Here is a 20,323-nt window from a genome sequence, read left to right as displayed (position 1 = left end):
AATCACGCAATCACGCAATCACGCAATCACGCAATCGTGCAGTAACGCAGTGCCATACTTTCACGCATACGTCATGTCATCGCGCAGGCTTTGCGCGCCACCCGTCCACCTCTGCGTGCCTACCCATGTCGAAAGATGACGCTTCATCGTATTCCGAAGTAATCGTCGACGCCGACGCCTTGCATGCGTTCGTCGTGTCGATCTGGCAGTCTGCGGGCAGCACGCCGCGCGAAGCCACGCTGGTGGCCGACCATCTGGTCGAAGCGAATCGGTCCGGCCACGATTCGCATGGCGTCGGCATGATTCCGCGCTATATCCGCGCATGCCGCGAAGGCGCGCTGAAGCTCAATGCGCACGCGCAGCTCGTGCGCGACGCGGGCGCCGTACTCACCGTGGAAGGTGGCCGCGGATTCGGCCAGGTCATCGCATTCGAAGCGACGGAACGCGGCATCGAACGTGCGAAGCAGCTCGGCATCTGCGCGGTCGGCCTGCGCAATGCACATCACATCGGGCGTATCGGACATTGGGCCGAACAATGTGCGCGCGCGGGGCTCGTGTCGTTTCACTTCGTCAATGTCGCGGGCGATCCGCTGGTTGCACCGTTCGGCGGTATCGACCGGCGCTTTGGCACGAATCCGTTTTGCGCGGCATTTCCGCGCGAAGGGCGCGCGCCGCTCGTGCTCGACTTCGCGACGAGCGCGGTCGCGGCCGGCAAGGTGCGTGTCGCGTTCAACAAGGGCATCGAGTCGCCCGCGGGCGCGTTGATCGATGTCGACGGCCGGCCGACGCGGGATCCCGGTGCGCTGTTCAGCGAAGGCCAGCACGGCGCGCTGCTTGCATTCGGCGGCGCGGTGGCGGGACACAAGGGGTCGGGGCTTGCGGCGATGTGCGAGATTTTTGCAGGCGCGTTAAGCGGCGGCTTTACTTCGCGAACCGAAACGATTGTGACGAGCAATGCGATCGTCAACTGCATGTTGTCGGTCATTATCGATCCGGACGCGTTCGATGCGCCAAACAAGGATCAGGAAGCGGACGCGTTTGTCGACTGGCTGAAAGCGACGCGACGCATGGAAGGCGTGAGCGAAGTGCTGCTGCCTGGCGAACGCGAAGAGGCGGTACGCCGGGAGCGCACCGCGAACGGCATTCCGGTCGATTTGACGAGCTGGACGCAGATTATCGACGCGGCGCGCGCAGCAGGGATGACGGACGCCGCGATTGCGAAGTACGAGGCGCGTTGACGGCCTTAACCCGTGCAACTCGCGCCAGGTCGGCGCGCACGAATTCGACGAAGCGCCTGACCACCGCATTGTCGCGATGGCTTTGCCACGCAAGGCCGATCTGCCAGCGCGCGGACGCATCGCGCAGCGGAATGATCCGCGCATCGCGCAGCAGATATTGCGTGCGCGACGGCAGAAATGCCGCGCCGACACCGGCTGCCACGGCAGCGAGAATGGACTGGATATCGTCCGCCCGCTGAACGATATTGGGCACGAAATCATGTTCGTTGCACCACTGATCGATCTGCGCCGCGAGGCCTGGGCCCTGGCGCCGCGACAGCGCAATCAAACCGAGTTCGTTGAGCGCCTGCAGATTTGACGGCAGGCGCTTCCAGTGCACGTGCCCGGGCACCGCAAGCGCGAGCGTTTCGTCGACCACCCGAAACGCGGATAACCCGTGATCGGCCGGCAAGCGCAGAAAGCCGACTTCGAGCTGACCCCCAAGCAGCCGCCGCGTCTGTTCAGCCGACGACAAATCGTGCAGGGTCACGCTGATATCCGGATGCTGTTGCCGGAACTCCGCGATCAGCCGCGGCGCGATCGTGAGCGTCGACAGTCCCAATCCGACACGCAGAAATCCTCGCTTGCCGCTGCTTGCTTCGCGTGCGCGCACGAGTACGTCGTCGGCGTCGCGGACCAGCATGTCCGCGTCCGCAAGAAAGGTTTCACCGAATACGGTGAGTTCGGCGCCATGCCTGCCGCGCTCGAACAGTTTCGCGCCGATGCTTTCTTCGAGCGCGGCAATCTGCTTGCTTAGCGCAGGCTGGCTCAGCGCGAGCGAATCCGCCGCGCGGCCGAAGTGTTTCATGCGGGCGACCGTGAGAAATGCGCGGAGCAGGCGGAGTTCCATTCAAAATAGCGATCGGATACGTAAAAACATTCATTTTACTTATTAATGCGGCGAGCGTTCAATGGGTGCGTTATCTGTCGGAGTGCATCATGACGTCGCCTTCCAGTTCGACGCTGCGGGTCGCTGCTATTTCGTTTGTTTCGCGTGGCGGCGAAGTGCGCGATAACGTGTCGCGGATCGTTGCTTTGCTTGACGAGGCCGCCCGCGCGGATGTTGCCCTCGCGGTGTTTCCCGAGACGTGCATTAGTGGTGCGGCAACCGGGCGCGAAGCGCTGCTCGCGCTCGCCGAACCGCTCGATGGTCCTTCGATCGACGCCGTCGCGCAGGCGGTCGGGCGAACCGGTGTCGCGGCCGGCGTCGGCTGGATCGAGCGCGGCGCGGAAGGGCGCTTGTTCAACAGCTACGCCGTCTGCATGCCGGACGGCGCGCGTCATTGCCATCGCAAGCTGCACGCGTACGGAAATCGGCTTGGCAGCGGAAACCGGTTCACGGTGTTCGACACGCATTGGGGCATGCGTGTCGGCATTCTGATCGGCGCCGACAACGACCTTGTCGAAAATGTGCGCGTCACCGCGTTGATGGGCGCGACGCTATTGCTGGCGCCGTATCGGTGCGAGCGCACGGGTCCCGGCTCGGTCGAATCGCTTCGTCGCGCGTTGCCGGGGCGTGCGCTCGATAACGGCACGTTTATCGTGCTGGCTTCCGGTTGCGACGATGCGCTTGGCGATGCAGCCGGCGGCAAGTGCGCCGCCGCGATCGTTGACCCGCATGGCGACGTGCTGGCGGAATCCATCGATTGCCGCGGCATTGCATCGGGCGACGTGGATCTTGCGCTTGCGAATGCGCGCGTCGTGCAACTCTGGCGCGCGGCGCGGCGCCCTTCGCTGTACCGTCCTTTGACGGCAACCGCCCCGCGCAACGACGACTTCGAACCGTTGCCCGAACCCGAACGCACCGCGGCGCGTGGCGCGGTACCGATCAGCTTTGCGGTGGTGCGCAGAAGCGTGAAGCGGCCGCCGCCGTCGGGATCGGGCGGCGCATGCTGAACGGCCGAGGCCACCTGAGCACCGGCTGCGGTCACACGATCGCCTGATAAACCAGCACGACATTCAGCGCGACGATCACGAGCGCCGCCGCGCCCGCTATCGCCATCGTCGCTTTGCGGATCGCAAACGCGCCCATAACAGACCGCCTGGCCGATAAGATCAGCAATGCAACCATCGGCAACGGCAGCGCCATGCTGAGCACGACCTGACTGACGACCATTGCGTGCGTGACGTTGCAGCCGAGCGCGACGACCGCGAACGAAGGCACAACGGTGACGAGTCGCCGCGTCGTCACCGGAATGCGAAAACGCACGAAGCCCTGCATGATCACTTGCCCGGCCATCGTGCCGACCACCGAACTCGATACGCCGCTTGCCAGCAGCGCGACAAGAAAGAGGCCGGCCGCGCCCGCGCCGAGCAGAGGAACGAGCGTACGGTAAGCGGCGCCGATATCGCTCGTGCCCGGCGCCGCCCGATGAAACACCGTCGCCGCCATGATGACCATCGCCAGATTGACGAATGCAGCCGCGCCGAGTGCGATCATCACTTCGCGATTCGAAAAGCGGATCAGCGTGCGGCGCTCGTCCGTACTCTGCGCGACGACGCGTTTTTGCGTGAGCCCCGAATGCAGATAAAGCGTATGCGGCATGATCGTCGCGCCGACGATGCCGACCGCGAGCGTCAGCGCGCCGCTGTCCTGCAGATGCGGAACGAAGGTGTGCGCGATCACGGCGGGCCAGTCGGGCGGCGCGATAAAAAGCTCGCCAAGATAGGTGGCGCCGATCACCGAGACGAGTGCGGCGATCGCGATTTCGAGCGGCCTGAAGCCGTGTCTTTCCAACGATAGAATCGCCCAGGTCGCAATCGCGATGATGCCCATCGCGACGAGCATGGGCAGATGAAACAGCAGCGCGAGCGCAAGCGCGCCGCCGAGAAACTCGGCGAGGTCCGTTGCGATCGCGGCGATTTCGGACACGATCCACATCGCGAGCGCGACTGGACGCGGGAAGTGCTCGCGGCACAACTCCGCGAGATTGAGTCCCGTGACGATGCCTAGCCGCGCGGACAGCGCCTGAAACAGCATCGCCACCGCGCTCGAGACCAGTACCACCCACAGCAGACCATATCCGTATCGCGAGCCGGCATCGATATTGGTCGCGAAGTTGCCGGGGTCCATATAGCCGACCGACGCGATCAACGCGGGGCCGGCGAACGCCAGGAATGCGCCGGGACCTTTGCCGCGTCCTTCGAGTACCGCGCGCACCGAGCATTCGGTGCGCTGCGTGAGCGTGACGGCAGCGGCCGCCATGCCTTCATGCGAGGTGGACAGGGTCTGCATGGGTGGATGCTCCGCTTGTGGTCACTCGGGCATTAAATCGGGCCGATTGCGCGGGAATTGCGCGAGCGTCTCGGCGCTGATGTTCAGCGTCTGCATGACCATTTCGGGTGGCGTATGCGTGAGCCAGTCGGACAGCGATACCTCGGCGAAGCGGTCGCTCCTGAACACTTCGAGGAAGATCAGGTCCGTGTCCCCCGTGTTCTGCACATAGTGACCCAGACCTTTGCGCACGTAACCGATATCGCCCGAGCCGAAGTCGGCCGTCAGCGCCTTGGGGCCCGTGTCGAACACGGTTACGCGGCCTTTGCCCTTGATGTAGTACTGCCATTCATCGGCATTCGGATGCCAGTGCATTTCGCGGATGCCGCCCGGATGCACGGTGACGAGCGCCGCCGCAATCGTCTTCGAAATGGCGAAGTTCGTGCTGTCGGCGATCTGCACGTGGCCGCCGCGCGTCTGGCGCACGGGTTTCGAACCGGCCAGCGAGAACGTCACGGGCATGGCGGGCGCCCCTTTCTTCGATGCGACCGCGCGCTGGTCGGCGGCAAGCGCGCCGGGCTCGGTACCCTGGAAAATCCACAGGTTGTGCAGCGGAATGTTTTTGAACGCTTCGACCGGCACGCCGAAGTTCGCGGCGAGCACGTCGGGCGGCGTATGCGCGACCCAGTCGGTGACGAGCAGCGTGTTGAATTCCGATGCCGTGCCGTTATCGAAGGCGATCAGAAATTCGGCGCCCGTGCTGCCGATGCCTTGCAACGAATGCGGCAAGCCCGGCGGAAAGTACCAGAGATCGCCCGCCTTCACGTCCTGCACGGTGGGGCGGCCCTGCTCGTCGAGCGTCGTGATCCGGCAATTGCCGTCGAGCATGATGGCCCACTCGGCTTGCTGGTGCCAATGCATCTCACGGATGCCGCCCGCGGACAGGCGCATATTGACGCCGGAGATTTCCGTCGAAATCGCGAAGTCGGACTGCGTCACTTCGCGAGCCCAGCCGCCGTTCTGGATGCGCTTATGCGCGGTGTTGAACGACGACCAGTAGAGCGGCATGCCGTTGACGTCGGTGGCCGGCGGATTCTGGATCGACGGGAACTGGTTGGCCAGCGCGGGGTTTTGCGGACCCGGGTCTGTCAGATCTTGCGGATTGTGCGCGTTGAGCGCGCCTTCTCCCGGAAGATCCGGATTGCCAAACGATGCGGCCTTGGCGGTAACGGCAACGCCCGCGGCGATGGCGGCGGTTGCCGCGCTGATCATCGCCTTGCGTCTCGACATATTTGTCATGTTCAACCTCAATACGTGGTTCGGATGGCTGCGCGATTGCGCGAGGCACTCGGCTTCATGCGCATTGAGGTCGATGTTAGAAACGGAACGGCGGCTCGGCTATCGGACGAAGGTAAGCTGCGGGGACGTAAACATATCGATGGCCTATACGATCGGTTAACGGTCCGATACACAGGCGTCGCGCGTGCCACGCCATTGATGACACGGCGTCTCGCCGATCCGGCCTTGAGCGTCGCAAGCCTTGCGGGCCCGCTCAATCTGTCGATCAGCACGCTCACGCGCGTATTCAGGCAGCGTGGCTTGTCGCCGATGCGCCATGCCTATGCGCTGCGGCTCGAACACGCGGCCCGGATGCTTGCGGAAACGCCGGATCTGGCGATCAAGGAAGTGGCGGGGCGATGCGGATTTGCGAGCGCCGCGCACTTTAGCCGTCTCTTCAAGCAGAAATACAGCGTGCCGCCGCGCGAATACGCGAACGCTTAGGCGTGCAGTTCAGCAAACGCGGGCGCGGAAACGTGCAGCACCTCGTAACTGTGCGCATGCGCAGGCAGTTCATGCTGCGGCCGCGCCCAGTAGTCGAAGCGGACCAGCCGCCAGCCTGACGGGTCGAGCCCGACCGCGCGTGCAAGCAGGCCCGGTGTGCGGTCGACGGCATCGAGCGCCGCGTCCGTTTCCCGTGCGCGCCATGCGATGAGATCGGCATCGGTGGGCAGCACCTCGTCTTCGCGCGTGAGTGCGACGATCGCGCGCGGGTCGGTGAGCTGCGCCGAGCGCGCATACGCGAGACCCGGCCATGTTTCGACCGGTGGCGTGCCGAACGACGCCTTGATGCCGGCGAATCCGGCGCCGGCCAGAAACCCCCACATCGCGTCGATACGCGGCCACAGATACGCGGGCGCGTACTGATTGCCTTGCGCACCGAACCGGCCGCGCTCGCGGATCAGAAAGCATTTGAGGCCGAGCCCGTCGAGGGTATCGAACGCCGGACCCTTGCTCGCGACGCGCTCGCGGATGACCTGCATGTCGTAATCGGCAGGCAGGGCAATCGAGTACTGCATGATGAACATAGCGCCTCCTTGTCACGCGGCAACGGCTCATTCGTCCTTCACGTATGACGCAAGGCCGTTTCCAAAGGACCAATCGTCCCGGTCGTTCGGCGACAGCACCACCTGCACGTCTTCAGGCCGGAGGCCGGCGTTCGCTGAGAGCCGCGCGGCAAGTGCGCGATAAAGCGCCTGCTTCGTCGCGGTATCGCGCCATCGGCCCGCAACAATATGAATAAACACGAGGTCGTCGGACCGTTCGATGCCCAGATAGTGCGCGTCGTAAATGATTTCCGCGGGCTCGCGCTGCTCGATGATCTGAAAGCGGTCGTCGGGCGGCACGTTATAAGTGTCGACCAGGGCCTGGTGGATGGTGTCGGCAATCGTGCGCAACTGCGCCGGCGATCGGCCTTTCAGCAACGAGATACGGACCAGTGGCATGGCAGTCTCCGTTCGCGAACAGCAATAGGTTTGCGCACACAAACGCCGAATGAATCATCTGCTGCGCATACAATGCAATGGATGCTCGATGGCGGTCAAGTGCCGCCCGCGGTGCCGCTGCGACTGCTCGTGGCGGCCACGCGGGCCTTGCCTGGCATCGAGAATACGGAAGAACACGGTTCGCGAAAATCGCAAACTTTCAAACTGTCCCATCGGAAATATCGAACTATGGCGGCTCGAACCAACCTCGACATGGATGTGCTGCGCACCTTCGTGCTGGGCTTCGAACTCGGTAGCTTTGCGCGGGCGGCGGACCGGCTCGGGCGTTCGCAATCGGCGGTCAGCACGCAATTGCGCAAGCTCGAAGATCAGATCGGCACACCGCTCGTGCAAAAGTCGGGCCGAGGCCTTGCGCTGACGACAGCAGGCGAATCGCTGCTCAGCTATGCGAAGCGATTGCTCGAACTCAACGACGAAGCGGTGGAAAGAATACGCGGCGCGGACCTTGAAGGTTGGGTGCGGCTCGGCTTGCCACAGGATTTTGCCGATACGTTTCTGCCGTCCGTGCTCGGGCGCTTCGCACGGGCGCATCCGAAAGTGCGCGTCGAAGTGCAGGTCGATGCGAGCTCGCGGCTGATCGACAAGACGCTCAGAGGCGATCTCGACGTCGCGCTTGCATGGGGCAACAGCAGCGGCACCCCGTACGCCGAGTGGGTCGCGAACCTGGCGATCGCGTGGGTGGGGCTGCCGGACTCGGGCAATATCCGCAGCCTTGGCGGCAGTCCTGGCGCCGACCCGCTGCCGCTCGTCGCCTTCGAGCCGCCGTGCTCGTTCCGCGCGGCCGGCATTGCCGCGCTCGACGAGGCAAGCATTCCATGGCGGCTTGTCTTTACGAGCCCGAGCCTGTCCGGTCTCTGGGCCGCTGCCGAAGCGGGGCTCGGCATTACGGTGCGCACGACGATCGCGATGCCGCGCACGCTTGCCGTGCTCGATCCGCTTGCAACCGGCTTGCCCGTGTTGCCGCCGATTCCGCTGTCGCTGCACCGCAAGGATCAGGAGGCGAGCCCCGTCGTGCGCCGCTTGACCGAGATCGTGCTGGACACGGTGCTCGAAGAGATCAACGCGGGTTGAGCGCCGGGCTTATTCGACTTCTTCCGCGACGCGGCCCGCAGCGGCGCGATCCGCCGCAGTCTGCTCTTGCAGATGCGCCGCGAAGCCGGTTTTCCCCGGCGCGATATCGGCCTTTAGCGTGAGCGCCGGAATATCGTACGCGCCGCGGTTTTGCGGACGATACGGAATCGGCTCGCTCGTGAAGAGCGTATCGAGACGCTCGCCGAGTGCATCGCGCACCGTTGCGTAGCGCGCTTCGTCGATTCCGTTCATGCGGTAGGCGACAAACGGCGGCAGCACCTCGAAGCCCGGGTAATAGAGCATGCCGTGCTGGATCGGAAAGAGGATGTCTTCGATCGGGCCGTCAATGCCGCGCTGCGCGTAATGCGATTCCCATCCGCCGGCCGTGACGATCAGCATCGCACGCTTGCCCGCGAACATGCCTTCGCCATAGCGATCGCCCCAATGGCGATCCGAATGCTCGCCGACGCCATAAGCAAAGCCATACGCATAGACGCGTTCGAACCAGCCTTTCAGAATCGCGGGCATCGAGAACCACCACAGCGGAAACTGCAGCAGCACGGCGTCGGCCCAACGCAGCTTGTCCTGTTCGCGCGCCACGTCTTCGCGCTGCAGACCGTTGGCAAAGGCGTGCCCCGATTCGGCCGCCGGATTGAAGCGCGCATCGGCGTCACGCGACGGAAAGTCGTGCACGTCGAGCGTGGTTTTCCAGTTCATCGCATACAGGTCCGACACCTGTACCGTGTGGCCGGCCTGTTCGAGACGCTGCACCGCGAAGTTGCGCAGCGACCCGTTCAGCGAACGCGGTTCGGGATGGGCATAGACGATCAGAACGTTCATGACGAAGACCTCGGAAAGTGAATGATCAATGCACGCAGCGTAGGCCTTCGTCAGGTATTCTTGAAATGAATTGTACAAATTCGAGGTATTGCGAGGGGTAATACGTGGACAATACATTGCGACGTCTCGACCTCAACCTGCTCGTCACGCTCGACGTGCTGCTCGCCGAACACAACGTCACGCGTGCGGCGCAGCGGCTCAATTTCTCGCAGCCGTCGGTCAGCATCCATCTGGCGAAGCTGCGGGAAATGTTCGGCGATCCGCTGCTGTTGCCGGGCCCGCGCGGCATGCGGCCCACCGCGCGCGCGCTTTCGCTGCGCGAGCCACTACGGCAGGCGCTCGAATCGCTCGAGCGTGCAATCGCGCCCGAGCATCCGTTCGATCCGGCCGAAGCCGACCGGACCTGGCGCGTCGGCGCGGCCGACTATGGGGAAACGACGATCGTGCTGCCCGCGCTCGATGCGCTGCGCGCCGCGGCGCCGCGCACGCGGCTCGCGGTGCTGCCGTTGATTCCGGGCCGCACCGCGAAGCAGGCGGAACAGGGCGACCTCGATCTTGCGTTTCACACGACCGACGACGCACCGTCCGAATTGCGCGCGCGGCCGCTATTCAAGGAGCAATACGTGCTGGTCGGGCGCGCAGGCCATCCGAAGCTTAAACGGCGGCCCACGCTTGCGCAGTTCTGCAAGCTCGAGCACGTGATCGTCTCGCCGGGCGGCGGCGCCTTTCACGGCGTGACGGACGATGCGCTCGCCGCGGTTGGGCTCGAGCGCCGCGTCGTGCTATCGGTGCCGCATTTTCTGGTGGTGGAGTCGGTGCTGGCCGACAGCGATCTCGTTGCAATGTTGCCGTCGCGACTCGTGCGCGATACCGGTCGGCTGCAGTCGTACGCGCCGCCGATCGATGTGCCGGGCTTCGAAATGACGATGCTCTGGCATGAGCGCTCGCATCGCGACCCGGCGCATCAATGGTTGCGCGAACAGATTGCGGCGTCGGTCTGAATTACGTCAGCAGTTGTCCGCCGTCGACCACCAGCGATTGACCGGTGACCCAGCCCGCGTACGGGCTCGCGAGAAACAGCACGGCGTTGGCGATATCGTCGGGCGTGCCGAAGCGCCCGTAAGGAATGTGACGCAAGATGCCTTCGTAGAGTTTCGGATCGGTGGTCTTGCGTTGTTCCCACGAGCCGCCCGGAAATTCGACCGAACCCGGCGCGACCGCATTCACGCGAATGCGATCGGGCGCGAGCGCCAACGCGTGAGAAGCCGTGTAGTGCGCGACGGCCGCCTTGATCGCCGCATACGACGTAGTCCGCGTGCTCGGATGAAGCGCCGCAATCGACGTCACATTGACGATTGCGCCGCTCGCCGATTGCCGCAGAAAGGGCAATGCGGCGTGGCCCGCGCGTACCGTGGCCATGAGGTCGACGTTAAAGCCCGCCTCCCAGCCGGCCTCGCTATCGCCGCCGCCGAAGCCCGATGCGTTGTTGATCAGAATATCGATGCCGCCGAGCGCCTCGCCCGCGGCGGCGATATAACGGTTGATCTGTTCGGCGACCGCGAGATCGCAGGTGGCGGTATGAACCGCATGGCCATGCGCGCGCAATTCGGCATCGATGGCTTTCAGACTGTCGGGATTGCGCGCGCAAACGGATACCGCGGCGCCGGCTCGCGCGAACGCGAGCGCGATACCGCGGCCGATGCCGCGCGAGCCGCCCGCGACGACCACGCGCTGACCGTTGAAATCGAATCCCATTAAGGTGCCCCATGATGGTGGTTGACGAATGCGTGAGTATCGCCGCATTCGCCGAACCATGCCGAGGCACGTCTTTAATGCTACGCAGGCGCGTAGGCCTGCTGGCCCATCAACGCGAGCACATGCGCGCGCGTGCCGTTCGCGAGGCCCTGCATGCTGTAACCGCCTTCGAGGACCGATACGACACGACCCTCGCAGGTTTCGTCGGCGATTTTGACGAGCTCGCGTGTGACCCAATGGAAATCGTCGTCTTCGAGGCCGAGGCCGGCGAGCGGATCGAGCCGGTGCGCATCGAAGCCCGCGGAGATGATGACGAGCTCGGGATTGAAGTCACGCACGGCCGGCAGCATCGCGGCGGCGATCCGCGCGCGGAAATTCGCCGAGTCGCAGCCCGGCGGCAGCGGCACGTTGACGATGTTATGCGCGACGCCGGTTTCGGAGGCCGCGCCGGTGCCCGGATAAAGCGGCGACTGATGGCTCGACGCATAAAACAGCTCGGGGCGATGGAAGAACGCGGCCTGCGTGCCGTTGCCGTGATGCACGTCGAAGTCGACGACGGCGACACGCTCGAGCTTGTGCACTTCATACGCATAGGCTGCCGCGATTGCCGCCTGATTGAAGATGCAGAAGCCCATCGCGCGCGATGGTTCCGCGTGGTGCCCGCAGGGGCGCGTCGCGCAGAACACGTTGCGCGCGTCGCCGTTGAGCACGGCGTCGACGCCCGCGCAGGCGGCGCCGACGCAGCGCATTACCGCATCCCACGAACCCGGCGACATCACGGTGTCGCCGGCGTCGAGCGGCACATAGCCCTGTTTCGGCGCGATCTCGGCCACTTCGTCGATAAAGTCGCGGCTGTGCACGAGCTCGACCTGTTCGAGCGTGCCAAGCGGCGCGTCGCGCCATTCGAGCGCTTCGAATTCAGGCGCACGCAGCGTGCGCAGCACGGTTTTGAGGCGCTCGGGCGATTCGGGGTGGCCGGGGCCCGGTTGATGGTTCAGACAGTCGTCGTGCGTGTAGATAAGAGTGGGGGACATGAGGGCTGATGTCCGGGCTGGCCGGCATCATCTCCTTTGCGCGGAAGAGGGTTTGATGGGTTGGCGGATTCGGATCCGGCTGCACTTGCACTTGCAGCGAAGGCGGTGCCTGCTGCCCGGCGGGAGCTTTTTGCACGTGTTTGTGTGCTATCCCGCCGGGCGTGAACTCTTGAGTGTAGGGTGGGCCGCCGCCTCAGGAATAATTAAACAAACTTTGGCAGGGTATAGGGAGTTGTTTATGGTGCCGACGTGCGGCGTTGCGCTTACTGCGCGTCGGACACGCGCGCCGCACCGACGATCCGCCCATCCGGCGCCTCGAGCAGCACCGCCGCCTTCTCTCCTGCGGGCGCCGGCGGATTGAACACCGCGGACTTGCCCGACCATTGCCCGACCGGCTCGAGCGAGCGCACGACGTTCGACTCGGTCAGCGTGCGTCCGCCGTTCTCGCCGCGGCCGATGGCGGTCACGTGCTGCGGGTCGTAGCCGACCAGCACGACGCGCGCACGACCCGCGCCGTCGCCGACCGTCACCGTGATCGCGTTACCGTGGCGAACACCGGTTACTGTCGCGGCCGTTGCGCCTGCGTCTTTTGCCTCGCGAAACGCCACCTCCGCGGCCGAGCGGTTCGAGCCGACAAAGCCGACCGCGCCGTCGACGACCATCTCCGGCGTATAGGACGACGAGTCGCCGAACTGCCGGGTATAGGCTTCCTGCCGCTGCGTTGCGAGGTCGAGCGAATACGGATCTTTCCAGCCGAGGCCGTCCCAGTAAGTCACATGAAATGCGAGCGGCAGCAGATCGTTGCGTTGATGGCTGAGGTCGGAGAGGAACGCTTCGGCCGGTGGGCAGGATGAGCAGCCTTCGGAGGTGAAGAGTTCGACGACGACGGGGCGTTGGGGTGTGGATGCGGGTGATGGCGTGGCGGCGGATGCCGCGGCGGGCAGTGCGCCAAGCACTGTGGCAAAAGCAGCCATGCAGCTGAACAGACGACGGAACATGATCGAACTCCGTGTGAGGATGGGTCATGTGTTGGTCGTCGCAGGCGCGCGGGAATGACAGGGCGGTGCGACAAAATCTGTTCGAAAGCGGCGGTTCGGTCGTCGTCGCCTTGCCCCCACGCCGCACGCCCTTATGACATCCACATATAAACGTATCCCTTTAACTTCGTTGACGCACAGCAACACAGCGCCGTAGATTCACGGTTTTCTCTCGACGGAGCCTCTTTCGTGTCCACTCCCGCTTTTGCCGCGGAGTCTGCGAATCCATCCGCCCGGCTTCAGCAGGACTTCGATATCGTTGCGTTCGACGCGCCGCTCGGCGCCGAAGTGATCAACCTCGATCTGTCGCAACCGCTCTCCGATCACGACTTCGCGCGCATCCATCGCGCGCACCTCGACCACCACGTGCTGGTGTTCCGCGACCAGCGCATCACGCCCGACGAGCATGTCGCGTTCAGCCGTCGCTTCGGTCCGCTGCAGAGCCACGTGCTGCGCCAGTTCGCCTTGCCCGGCCATCCGGAAGTGCTGATCGTGTCGAATATCGTCGAAAACGGCAAACCGATCGGGCTCGGCGATGCGGGCCACTTCTGGCATTCGGATCTGTCGTACAAGGAAAAGCCGAGCCTGGGCTCGCTGCTGCACGCGCAGGAGTTGCCGGCCGAAGGCGGCGATACGCTCTTCGCGAACATGCACACGGCGTATGACACGCTGCCCGAACATCTGCGCCAGGCGGTCGCCGGACTGCGCGCCGAGCACACGTATCTCGCGCGCTATGCGGAGTTGCAGGCGCGCAGCCCGTGGCGCCCGAACCTGACGCCGGAACAGATCGCCGAAGTGAAGCCCGTCGTGCATCCGGTCGTTCGCACGCACCCGGAAACGGGCCGCAAGGCAATTTTCGTCAGCGAGCACTTTACGACGCGTATCGTCGGCCTGCCCGACGACGAAAGCCGCGCGCTGCTCGACGAACTCTTTGCGCACAGCGTGCGTGCCGAGCACCTGTATCGCCACGCGTGGCGCGCGCACGATATCGTGTTCTGGGACAACCGCTCGCTGATGCATCTGGCGGCGGGGACGCCCGATCATCTGCGTCGCAAGATGTATCGGACGACCATCGAAGGCGACGTGCCGTTCTGATTGATTGACTGCGCGAACTGCGGGCGGCAAGCTATTTCTTTGGCTTGCGCACCGCCCGCACCTTGCCGCTCGCACCGCCTCCGCAATAAAACAGATCGGCGCCGTTCGATTCGAGCCCCGACACACCGGTGCCCTCCGGCATCTCGAGTCTTTCGCGCACCTCTCCGGTCTGCGCATCGACATGCCGCAATTCGCTCTCGTCGCCTTCCCACGTGCCGTGCCAGAGCTCGTTGTCGACCCACGTGACGCCTGTCACGAAGCGGTTCGATTCGATCGTGCGCAGAATGGCGCCGGTCTGCGGATCGATCTGATGGATCTTGCGTTCGCGATACACGCCGACCCACAACGTGCCTTCGGCCCACGTCAGCCCCGAATCGCCGCCGTTGCCGGGCGCCGGGATCGTCGCGAGCACATGGCCCGTTTGCGGGTCGATCTTCTGGATGCGGCTGTCGGCGATCTGGAACAGATGCTGGCCGTCGAAGGCGGTGCCCGCGTCGGCGGCGACGTCGATCGATTGCAGCGTGTCGCCGTTGGCGGGATCGAATGCTTTGAGCGTTTCGCCGGCCGCGATCCAGACGCGCTTACCGTCGTAGGTGACGCCGTGCACCTTGTCGACCCCGGGGAAGGGACCGTATTCGTGAACCACTTCGGCGGGCGATGGTTTCATGGCGGGCTCCTCCTGTCTTGCGCGGCCGGCGCGGATGGTCGATGCAGGCATCGTAGCCGGTCGGCAGCGGAACAGGGGAGTAACAACGCCGTCGTAAATTGCGATGCGGCGCGATCGATACGACTCATGCGCCTTGTGCGACGGATGCGAGCGGCGGCTCACGCCGCCCCCGCGGCGCATGCGGCCCGCGTCTTACACGCGGCGTCTCACGCGTCCCGCTTGTGCACCCAGTAATTCAACCCCGCACACAGCACGAGCAACGTGCCGGTCACAAAGAACACCTGATGCAGACCCACGTGCGCGCCGATCTGCCCGCCGACGAGCGGGCCGATCACCTGGCCTGAGAACTGCGCCGATTGCAGATAGCCGAGCGTCTTGCCGGAATGGTTTTCGTCGACGAGGTGCCGCACCATCTTCGCGATCGACGGCAGCAGGCCCGCGATCGTCATGCCCATCAGGCCGCGCAGCAGTGCAAGCTGCCACCATTGCGTGACGAAGGCCTGCGGCAGCATGACGAGGCCGGTTACCGCGAGGCAGCCGATGATCACGTTCCAGCTGCCGACGCGGTCGGCGAGCGCGCCCAGACGCGGCGCGGTCAGCATGCTGCCGAACGCGGACGCCGCCATGATGATGCCCGCCATCCGCGCGAGATGTTCGTGCGGCACGCCGAGCTGGCCGACGTACACGGTGATGATCGGCTCGATCGACATATTCGCGAACAGCACCATCATCGCGGTGACGAGCAGCACACCGATCAGCGTGCGATGCGTGGCCGGATTGTGTGCGCCGGCAGCGTTCTTTTGGGGTTTCGTATCGGTGTGGCGATCGAAGTCTTCGCGCACGAGGAAGATTGTCGCGGCGGCGGCCACCGCGATCATCGCGCCGCCGACGAAAAACGTGCCGCGAATGCCGACGAGGTCGGGCAGAAAGCCGCCGACGAGCGGCCCGATCAGATTGCCCGACAAGGCGCCCGTCGACAGCACGCCGAGCGCCCAGCCGGCGCGTTCGCGCGGCACCTGGGTGCCGATCATCACGATCGATGCGGACGCATAGCCGCCCACCAGGCCGGCGATCAGACGCAGCGCGACGAGTTCGGCGACGCTATGCGCGACGCCGATCAGCGACATCACGACGGCCATGCCGATGGCCGCGCGCACGAGCATCGGTTTGCGGCCGAAGCGGTCCGCGAGGCGCCCCCAGACCGGCGCGGTGAGCGCGGTGCCGAAAAACGTCGCGCCGAACGCGACCCCTGACCACTGGACGACCGCGGCCGGCGACTTCGCGCCGAGTTGCGCGACGTAGAGCGGCAGAAACGGCAGCAGCATCGAGAGGCTCACCAGCGTGGTGAACGAGCCGAACACGCACACGGCCAGATTGCGCTTCCAGTACGACTGGTTGCGTACGACGTAGCTGGCAGGTTCGAGCCGCGGCACGGATCCCTGCTTCATGGTGTGGGCGGAAAGAGCCATGGAACCCTCAGGTTGGTGTGCGCCTGCCAGTCGGTTCGCAACATCGGCGGGCGATACCCGACGATTAATCACATCAATGAATGCTTGTCACGCGCTTGCACTGGCTCGGCGCGCTGACGACCACCGTAGGATAGGCGTAAACACTCATCCTAAAAAATGAATTGATGTGATTTTTTTCATCTCGATTGGAGATGAAGTGCGCCGCTTGCTGATCCCATCCTTGACCGAGGCAAGCTTCCATCCGTTCCAAAGTGCTTTCCCCGAGAACGCATACGACGATTGGAAATTAGAAAATACGGGAGGGAAGCCCGAGTTCGCCGAAAAAATTCTTCGCGGCGAAAAGCACTTCGAGTTCAGAAAGACCGTGCCGCTGAAGCGTCCGCTCCCGGCGGCACTAACCCTCGGGCAACGCCGGCAACAACAACATCGCCGAAAACCCCGGCACACCCGGCGTCATCCAGCGCCGCGCGCGTCCCTGCCCGAACGACTGCACCTTGCCCGCCTGCGCGAGCTGATCGAGCGCGCGCTGCACGGTCCGCTGGCTCGCGCCTGACGCGAGCGCGAGCGCCGAACTCGACCACGATTCCCCATCGGACAGAAACGCGAGTATCGCCGCATGCTCGCCTTCGACGGGCTGCGCAAGCACAACCACCTCGCGCGAGCCGCGCGGCGCCAGCACGAAGCCACGCTTCGTCGCGTTGATGCCGGCGAGCGCGCGCAGCATCGAGCGCAAGCGCCCCAGTTCGACACGCAGCCGTGCGCGATGCGTGTCGTCCGCATGCCTGGTGCGGAAGGCGCGCGCGATCAGGACGTCGCGCGGCACATCGGCAGGCCACGCTTCGGCCAGCGCGCGGGCGAGCGTGAACAGCACCGGCCGCCGCGCAAGCGACACCACCGTATGCGGATCGCGCACAACATAGCGACACGCATCGACGACAAGCGCCGCCGACGCCAGCACCGCTTCCACTTCATCGAGTGACAGCAGCCGCGTTTCGCCGCGCACGATGTGCCGCGCCGCCGGCGCCTCGAGCACGCGCGTCGCGCTTTCGACTTCCGCGCTCAGCGCAGGAATGCCCGCCGCAAGCGCAGCGTGCCGGGCGCGCGCGAGCGCCGCACGGGCCGGCTTGCTCTGCAACCGCCGCATTGCAATCCCCGCTGCCACCAGTTCGTGTGCCGCACTGAGCGCCGGCGGCATCGTGGCCGGATCGAGCGCGCCAAGCGCGCGCTCCGCGTCGTGGAGACGCCCGATCAGCAGCAGCCGCCGCACCGCCAGATAGCGCGCATGCGCGGCATTCGCGCGGTCGCCGTGCGCGTCGAGCGTCGCGCAGGCCGCATCGAGCGCTTTGGTCGGCCAGTGCAGATCGCGCGATGCGAGCGCGATTTCCGCCTCGGCCACCACGCAGCGTGCGCGCGCGACGGCTTCCCTCGCGCCGAACGCGCGTGCCGCACTGCGCACCAGCACGCGCGCGCGTGCGAACTCGCCCAGTTGCGCCATCGCGATGCCGCGCAGCGCAAGCGCCGGCGCGTCGTCGCGCAATGCAATGCGATTGAGCGCGCCGAGCGGGTCGCCCGCGGCGAGGGCGCGCGCCGCCGATGTGATCAGCGAATCCATCTATGCGAATCCCGACACACTTGTCACTCCCTCCATGGCGGCCACGCGCATTAGTCTGGCATCACGACATCGGCGCCGCGCTGGTTCCGCTGTTTCGTGAGCCGAATATCTGACGAAGGATACCTAAAGGAGGAACGCAACATGACGACACATTCAACCGCCACGCGCGACCAATGGCTCGCGGCCCGCCTCGAACTGCTCGAAGCGGAAAAGGCATACACGCGGCGCGGCGACGAACTTGCACAGCGCCGCCAGGCGCTGCCGTGGGTGCGCATCGACAAGACCTATCGCTTCGATACCGATGAAGGAACGGTGACCTTGCCCGAACTGTTTAAAGGGCGCTCGCAGCTGATTGTCTACCACTTCATGTTCGGGCCGGACTACAAGGCCGGTTGTCCGTCGTGCTCGGCGGTGGCCGACGGCTTTAACGGCGTCGCGGTTCATCTCGCGCATCACGACGTGATGCTGACCGCGGTGTCGCGCGCGCCGCTCGCGAAGCTGCAAACCTACAGGCAGCGCATGGGCTGGACGTTCCCGTGGGCTTCTTCACTCGATAGCGACTTCAACTTCGACTTCAACGTATCGTTCACCGAACAGCAGCAGCGCTCAGGGAGCGTCGACTACAACTACGAACGCGGCGGCCATGCGATGGATATCACGCCGCCGCCCGCGCCCGTCGCCGAATTTGCCGCGCGCTGCGGCACCGATGCGGCCACTTACTCGCTTGACCGGCCCGGTGTCAGCACCTTCGTGCTCGAGGACGGCGTGGTCTATCACGCTTACTCGACCTATGCGCGCGGCGTCGACGGCGTGTGGGGCATGTACCCGTGGCTCGACCGCGCGCCGAAGGGGCGCAACGAAACGGGCGTCTGGTGGCGCCGGCACGACGAATACGACAAGCGTGACACGCGCGACAAACACGGGGCCCAAGGGAAAGCGGCGGAGTGAATCGTGAACGTTGTCCGCACAACCGATACGCGGCGGCTTGGGTTATCGACCGTCACCTCCACCACCTCCGTCGCCACCGCAGCCACCGGGCATCGCCGCGAAATCTTCACCCCTGCGGCGTCGACAGCCGCTTCGCGGCGTGTGTTCGTCGGCGTGTCCGTCTTGCTGTTTATCGCGAGCGCGGCGCTGACGGCGGTCGCATGCGTGTCGATGTCGGCGATGGGCGACACGCCGATGCCCGGCGGCTGGTCGATGTCGATGGCGTGGTCGCGGATGTGCGGACAGACGTGGCCGCGCGCGGCCGCATCGTATATCGGCATGTGGATCGTCATGATGGTCGCGATGATGCTGCCGTCGCTCGCGCCGACGCTGTGGCGGTATCACGAGACCGTCGGCCGCCTCGGACATTCACGTGCAAGGCGTTTGACCGCTTGCGCCGGCCTGGGCTACTTCGTAGTCTGGGCCGCGCTCGGAGCCGTGGTGTTTCCACCGGGCGCTGCGTTGGCCATGCTCGCGATGCAGTGGCCCATGTTTGCACGCGGCGTTCCGCTGGCGGGCGGCGTCGTCGTGCTGATCGCCGGCATCGTGCAGTGCGGCGCATGGAAGGCGCGTCATCTCGCGTGCTGTCGCGGCACATTGCATTGCGCCGTGGAGCAGAGGGGCGCATTGGCCACGGCGTATATCGCGCACGCGTGGCGCGACGGCTTGCGCCACGGCCTCCACTGCGTATGCTGTTGCGCGGGTTCGACAGCGGTTCTGCTGGCGGCCGGCGTGATGGATCTGCGAGTGATGGCGGCCGTCACAGCGGCGATCACCGCGGAACGGCTCGCGCCGAACGGCGAGCGTGTCGCACGCGCGATCGGCGCGGCAGTCGTTATGATCGGAGCGGTGATGCTTGCGCGTGCATCGGTCAGCGGTGCATCGTAGCCGCGCCGCGATAACGCCTTCGTTTCCCGATGCTCGCACGCATCAGCGCACGACACCGCGTTCGATGTCTGGCGCATCAAGTGCGCCACACGTCGCGCGTCGTATCAATACCGCCACCATCCCGGTCCCCACGGCCCCCAATCCCACGCCGCCTGTTCGTTCATCTGCGCGGTCATCTGCTGCTCGCGCGCGAGGTTGGCCTCGAACTGCTGTTTGCGATAGGTATTCCATGCGGTCTCGTCGCCGATATAAAGGCACCCGCACGCATACGGGTCCGCATAAAGGAACACGACCTTATCGCCCTGGACCTTCTGTACGACCTTATTCGGCGGCAAGCTCTGCAATTCGAGCCTGCGCTCGGGCGTGTTGGCCGGCAGAATCGTGAAGCCCGCGGCCGAGAGCATGTCGTCCTTCGCGCTCGCGCGTTCCTGCGGTGACGCACAGGCGGCGAGCAGCGCGCCGCAACCGACTACTGCGAGTGTCGTTCTGATCGAATCGAACCGCATGATGCCCTCCGTATCCACGCTTTGAGAA

Annotated in this window: 21 protein-coding genes; 8 read left to right on the top strand and 13 right to left on the bottom strand. The window is 65.0% G+C overall.

The window, feature by feature from the left end; genetic code table 11:
• Positions 1-125 precede the first annotated feature (125 nt).
• Positions 126-1,238 (top strand): malate/lactate/ureidoglycolate dehydrogenase, encoded by a 1,113-nt coding sequence (locus tag ACYPXD_RS02205; RefSeq protein ID WP_459706938.1) that lies wholly within the window; start codon positions 126-128, stop codon positions 1,236-1,238.
• Here ACYPXD_RS02205 and ACYPXD_RS02200 read toward each other — a convergent pair.
• Entirely contained in the window at positions 1,174-2,127 is a 954-nt protein-coding gene (locus ACYPXD_RS02200) for a LysR substrate-binding domain-containing protein (protein WP_459706936.1), read from the bottom strand. The two genes, ACYPXD_RS02205 and ACYPXD_RS02200, sit on opposite strands and share 65 nt — an antisense overlap.
• Positions 2,128-2,216: 89 nt before the next feature.
• Here ACYPXD_RS02200 and ACYPXD_RS02195 point away from each other — a divergent pair, with 89 nt between their 5' ends.
• Positions 2,217-3,173 (top strand): nitrilase-related carbon-nitrogen hydrolase, encoded by a 957-nt coding sequence (locus ACYPXD_RS02195; protein ID WP_459706934.1) that lies wholly within the window; start codon positions 2,217-2,219, stop codon positions 3,171-3,173.
• A 31-nt stretch (positions 3,174-3,204) separates the two neighbouring features.
• On the opposite strand, the gene ACYPXD_RS02190 is transcribed toward ACYPXD_RS02195, so the two are convergent.
• Together ACYPXD_RS02190 and ACYPXD_RS02185 are read right to left on the bottom strand one after the other, a co-directional pair.
• On the bottom strand, positions 3,205-4,512 hold the full coding sequence (locus tag ACYPXD_RS02190) for an Nramp family divalent metal transporter (protein WP_459706932.1): 1,308 nt from the start codon (positions 4,510-4,512) through the stop codon (positions 3,205-3,207).
• Between the two features lie 21 nt (positions 4,513-4,533).
• Positions 4,534-5,790 carry an oxalate decarboxylase family bicupin gene (locus ACYPXD_RS02185; RefSeq protein ID WP_459706930.1) on the bottom strand — a complete coding sequence of 419 codons (1,257 nt, stop codon included), beginning with the start codon at positions 5,788-5,790 and terminating at the stop codon, positions 4,534-4,536.
• A 198-nt stretch (positions 5,791-5,988) separates the two neighbouring features.
• Between ACYPXD_RS02185 and ACYPXD_RS02180 the strand changes: the two genes are divergently transcribed.
• A complete protein-coding gene (locus ACYPXD_RS02180) occupies positions 5,989-6,273 on the top strand; it encodes a helix-turn-helix domain-containing protein (protein WP_459706928.1) in 285 nt (94 codons plus the stop codon).
• Here the strand turns inward: ACYPXD_RS02180 and ACYPXD_RS02175 are convergent.
• Positions 6,270-6,857, bottom strand: a complete 588-nt coding sequence (locus tag ACYPXD_RS02175; protein ID WP_459706926.1) for a DUF4865 family protein — start codon at positions 6,855-6,857, stop codon at positions 6,270-6,272. The genes ACYPXD_RS02180 and ACYPXD_RS02175 overlap by 4 nt on opposite strands.
• Before the next feature lie 27 nt (positions 6,858-6,884).
• The gene (locus tag ACYPXD_RS02170; RefSeq protein WP_459706924.1) at positions 6,885-7,274 is read right to left on the bottom strand and encodes a tautomerase family protein; all 390 of its coding nucleotides are present in this window, start codon (positions 7,272-7,274) and stop codon (positions 6,885-6,887) included.
• A 228-nt stretch (positions 7,275-7,502) separates the two neighbouring features.
• Between ACYPXD_RS02170 and ACYPXD_RS02165 the strand changes: the two genes are divergently transcribed.
• Positions 7,503-8,405, top strand: a complete 903-nt coding sequence (locus ACYPXD_RS02165; protein ID WP_459706921.1) for a LysR substrate-binding domain-containing protein — start codon at positions 7,503-7,505, stop codon at positions 8,403-8,405.
• Positions 8,406-8,414: 9 nt separating this feature from the next.
• On the opposite strand, the gene ACYPXD_RS02160 is transcribed toward ACYPXD_RS02165, so the two are convergent.
• Positions 8,415-9,245 (bottom strand): NAD(P)H-dependent oxidoreductase, encoded by an 831-nt coding sequence (locus ACYPXD_RS02160; RefSeq protein ID WP_459706919.1) that lies wholly within the window; start codon positions 9,243-9,245, stop codon positions 8,415-8,417.
• A gap of 104 nt (positions 9,246-9,349) precedes the next feature.
• Between ACYPXD_RS02160 and ACYPXD_RS02155 the strand changes: the two genes are divergently transcribed.
• Positions 9,350-10,246, top strand: a complete 897-nt coding sequence (locus ACYPXD_RS02155) for a LysR family transcriptional regulator (protein ID WP_459706917.1) — start codon at positions 9,350-9,352, stop codon at positions 10,244-10,246.
• Position 10,247: 1 nt separating this feature from the next.
• Here the strand turns inward: ACYPXD_RS02155 and ACYPXD_RS02150 are convergent, their stop codons facing one another.
• The 3 genes from ACYPXD_RS02150 to ACYPXD_RS02140 form a co-directional block, all read right to left on the bottom strand.
• Entirely contained in the window at positions 10,248-11,000 is a 753-nt protein-coding gene (locus ACYPXD_RS02150) for an SDR family NAD(P)-dependent oxidoreductase (protein ID WP_459706914.1), read from the bottom strand.
• Between the two features lie 80 nt (positions 11,001-11,080).
• Positions 11,081-12,034: a histone deacetylase family protein gene (locus ACYPXD_RS02145; RefSeq protein ID WP_459706912.1), complete on the bottom strand. Its 954-nt coding sequence runs from the start codon at positions 12,032-12,034 to the stop codon at positions 11,081-11,083.
• Positions 12,035-12,297: 263 nt separating this feature from the next.
• A complete protein-coding gene (locus tag ACYPXD_RS02140) occupies positions 12,298-13,032 on the bottom strand; it encodes a DUF1223 domain-containing protein (RefSeq protein ID WP_459706910.1) in 735 nt (244 codons plus the stop codon).
• 228 nt (positions 13,033-13,260) lie between these two features.
• Here ACYPXD_RS02140 and ACYPXD_RS02135 point away from each other — a divergent pair, with 228 nt between their 5' ends.
• Complete coding sequence (locus ACYPXD_RS02135; RefSeq protein ID WP_459706908.1) at positions 13,261-14,166, top strand: TauD/TfdA dioxygenase family protein; 906 nt, start codon at positions 13,261-13,263, stop codon at positions 14,164-14,166.
• 31 nt (positions 14,167-14,197) lie between these two features.
• On the opposite strand, the gene ACYPXD_RS02130 is transcribed toward ACYPXD_RS02135, so the two are convergent.
• The 3 genes from ACYPXD_RS02130 to ACYPXD_RS02120 all read right to left on the bottom strand — a co-directional run bounded on the left by ACYPXD_RS02130 (position 14,198) and on the right by ACYPXD_RS02120 (position 17,914).
• Positions 14,198-14,833 carry an NHL repeat-containing protein gene (locus ACYPXD_RS02130; RefSeq protein WP_459706906.1) on the bottom strand — a complete coding sequence of 212 codons (636 nt, stop codon included), beginning with the start codon at positions 14,831-14,833 and terminating at the stop codon, positions 14,198-14,200.
• 206 nt (positions 14,834-15,039) lie between these two features.
• On the bottom strand, positions 15,040-16,302 hold the full coding sequence (locus ACYPXD_RS02125) for an MFS transporter (protein ID WP_459706904.1): 1,263 nt from the start codon (positions 16,300-16,302) through the stop codon (positions 15,040-15,042).
• Between the two features lie 394 nt (positions 16,303-16,696).
• Positions 16,697-17,914: a helix-turn-helix domain-containing protein gene (locus tag ACYPXD_RS02120; protein WP_459706902.1), complete on the bottom strand. Its 1,218-nt coding sequence runs from the start codon at positions 17,912-17,914 to the stop codon at positions 16,697-16,699.
• 141 nt (positions 17,915-18,055) lie between these two features.
• Here ACYPXD_RS02120 and ACYPXD_RS02115 point away from each other — a divergent pair, with 141 nt between their 5' ends.
• A complete protein-coding gene (locus ACYPXD_RS02115; RefSeq protein ID WP_459706900.1) occupies positions 18,056-18,862 on the top strand; it encodes a DUF899 domain-containing protein in 807 nt (268 codons plus the stop codon).
• 102 nt (positions 18,863-18,964) lie between these two features.
• Positions 18,965-19,789: a DUF2182 domain-containing protein gene (locus ACYPXD_RS02110; protein WP_459706983.1), complete on the top strand. Its 825-nt coding sequence runs from the start codon at positions 18,965-18,967 to the stop codon at positions 19,787-19,789.
• Positions 19,790-19,893: 104 nt separating this feature from the next.
• Here ACYPXD_RS02110 and ACYPXD_RS02105 read toward each other — a convergent pair whose 3' ends face one another.
• Positions 19,894-20,295, bottom strand: coding sequence for a hypothetical protein (locus ACYPXD_RS02105; protein ID WP_459706898.1), 402 nt, complete (start codon positions 20,293-20,295; stop codon positions 19,894-19,896).
• Positions 20,296-20,323 lie beyond the last annotated feature (28 nt).

Source organism: Paraburkholderia sp. 2C, assembly GCF_054589215.1.
This window is presented reverse-complemented; position numbering and strand designations above follow the sequence as displayed.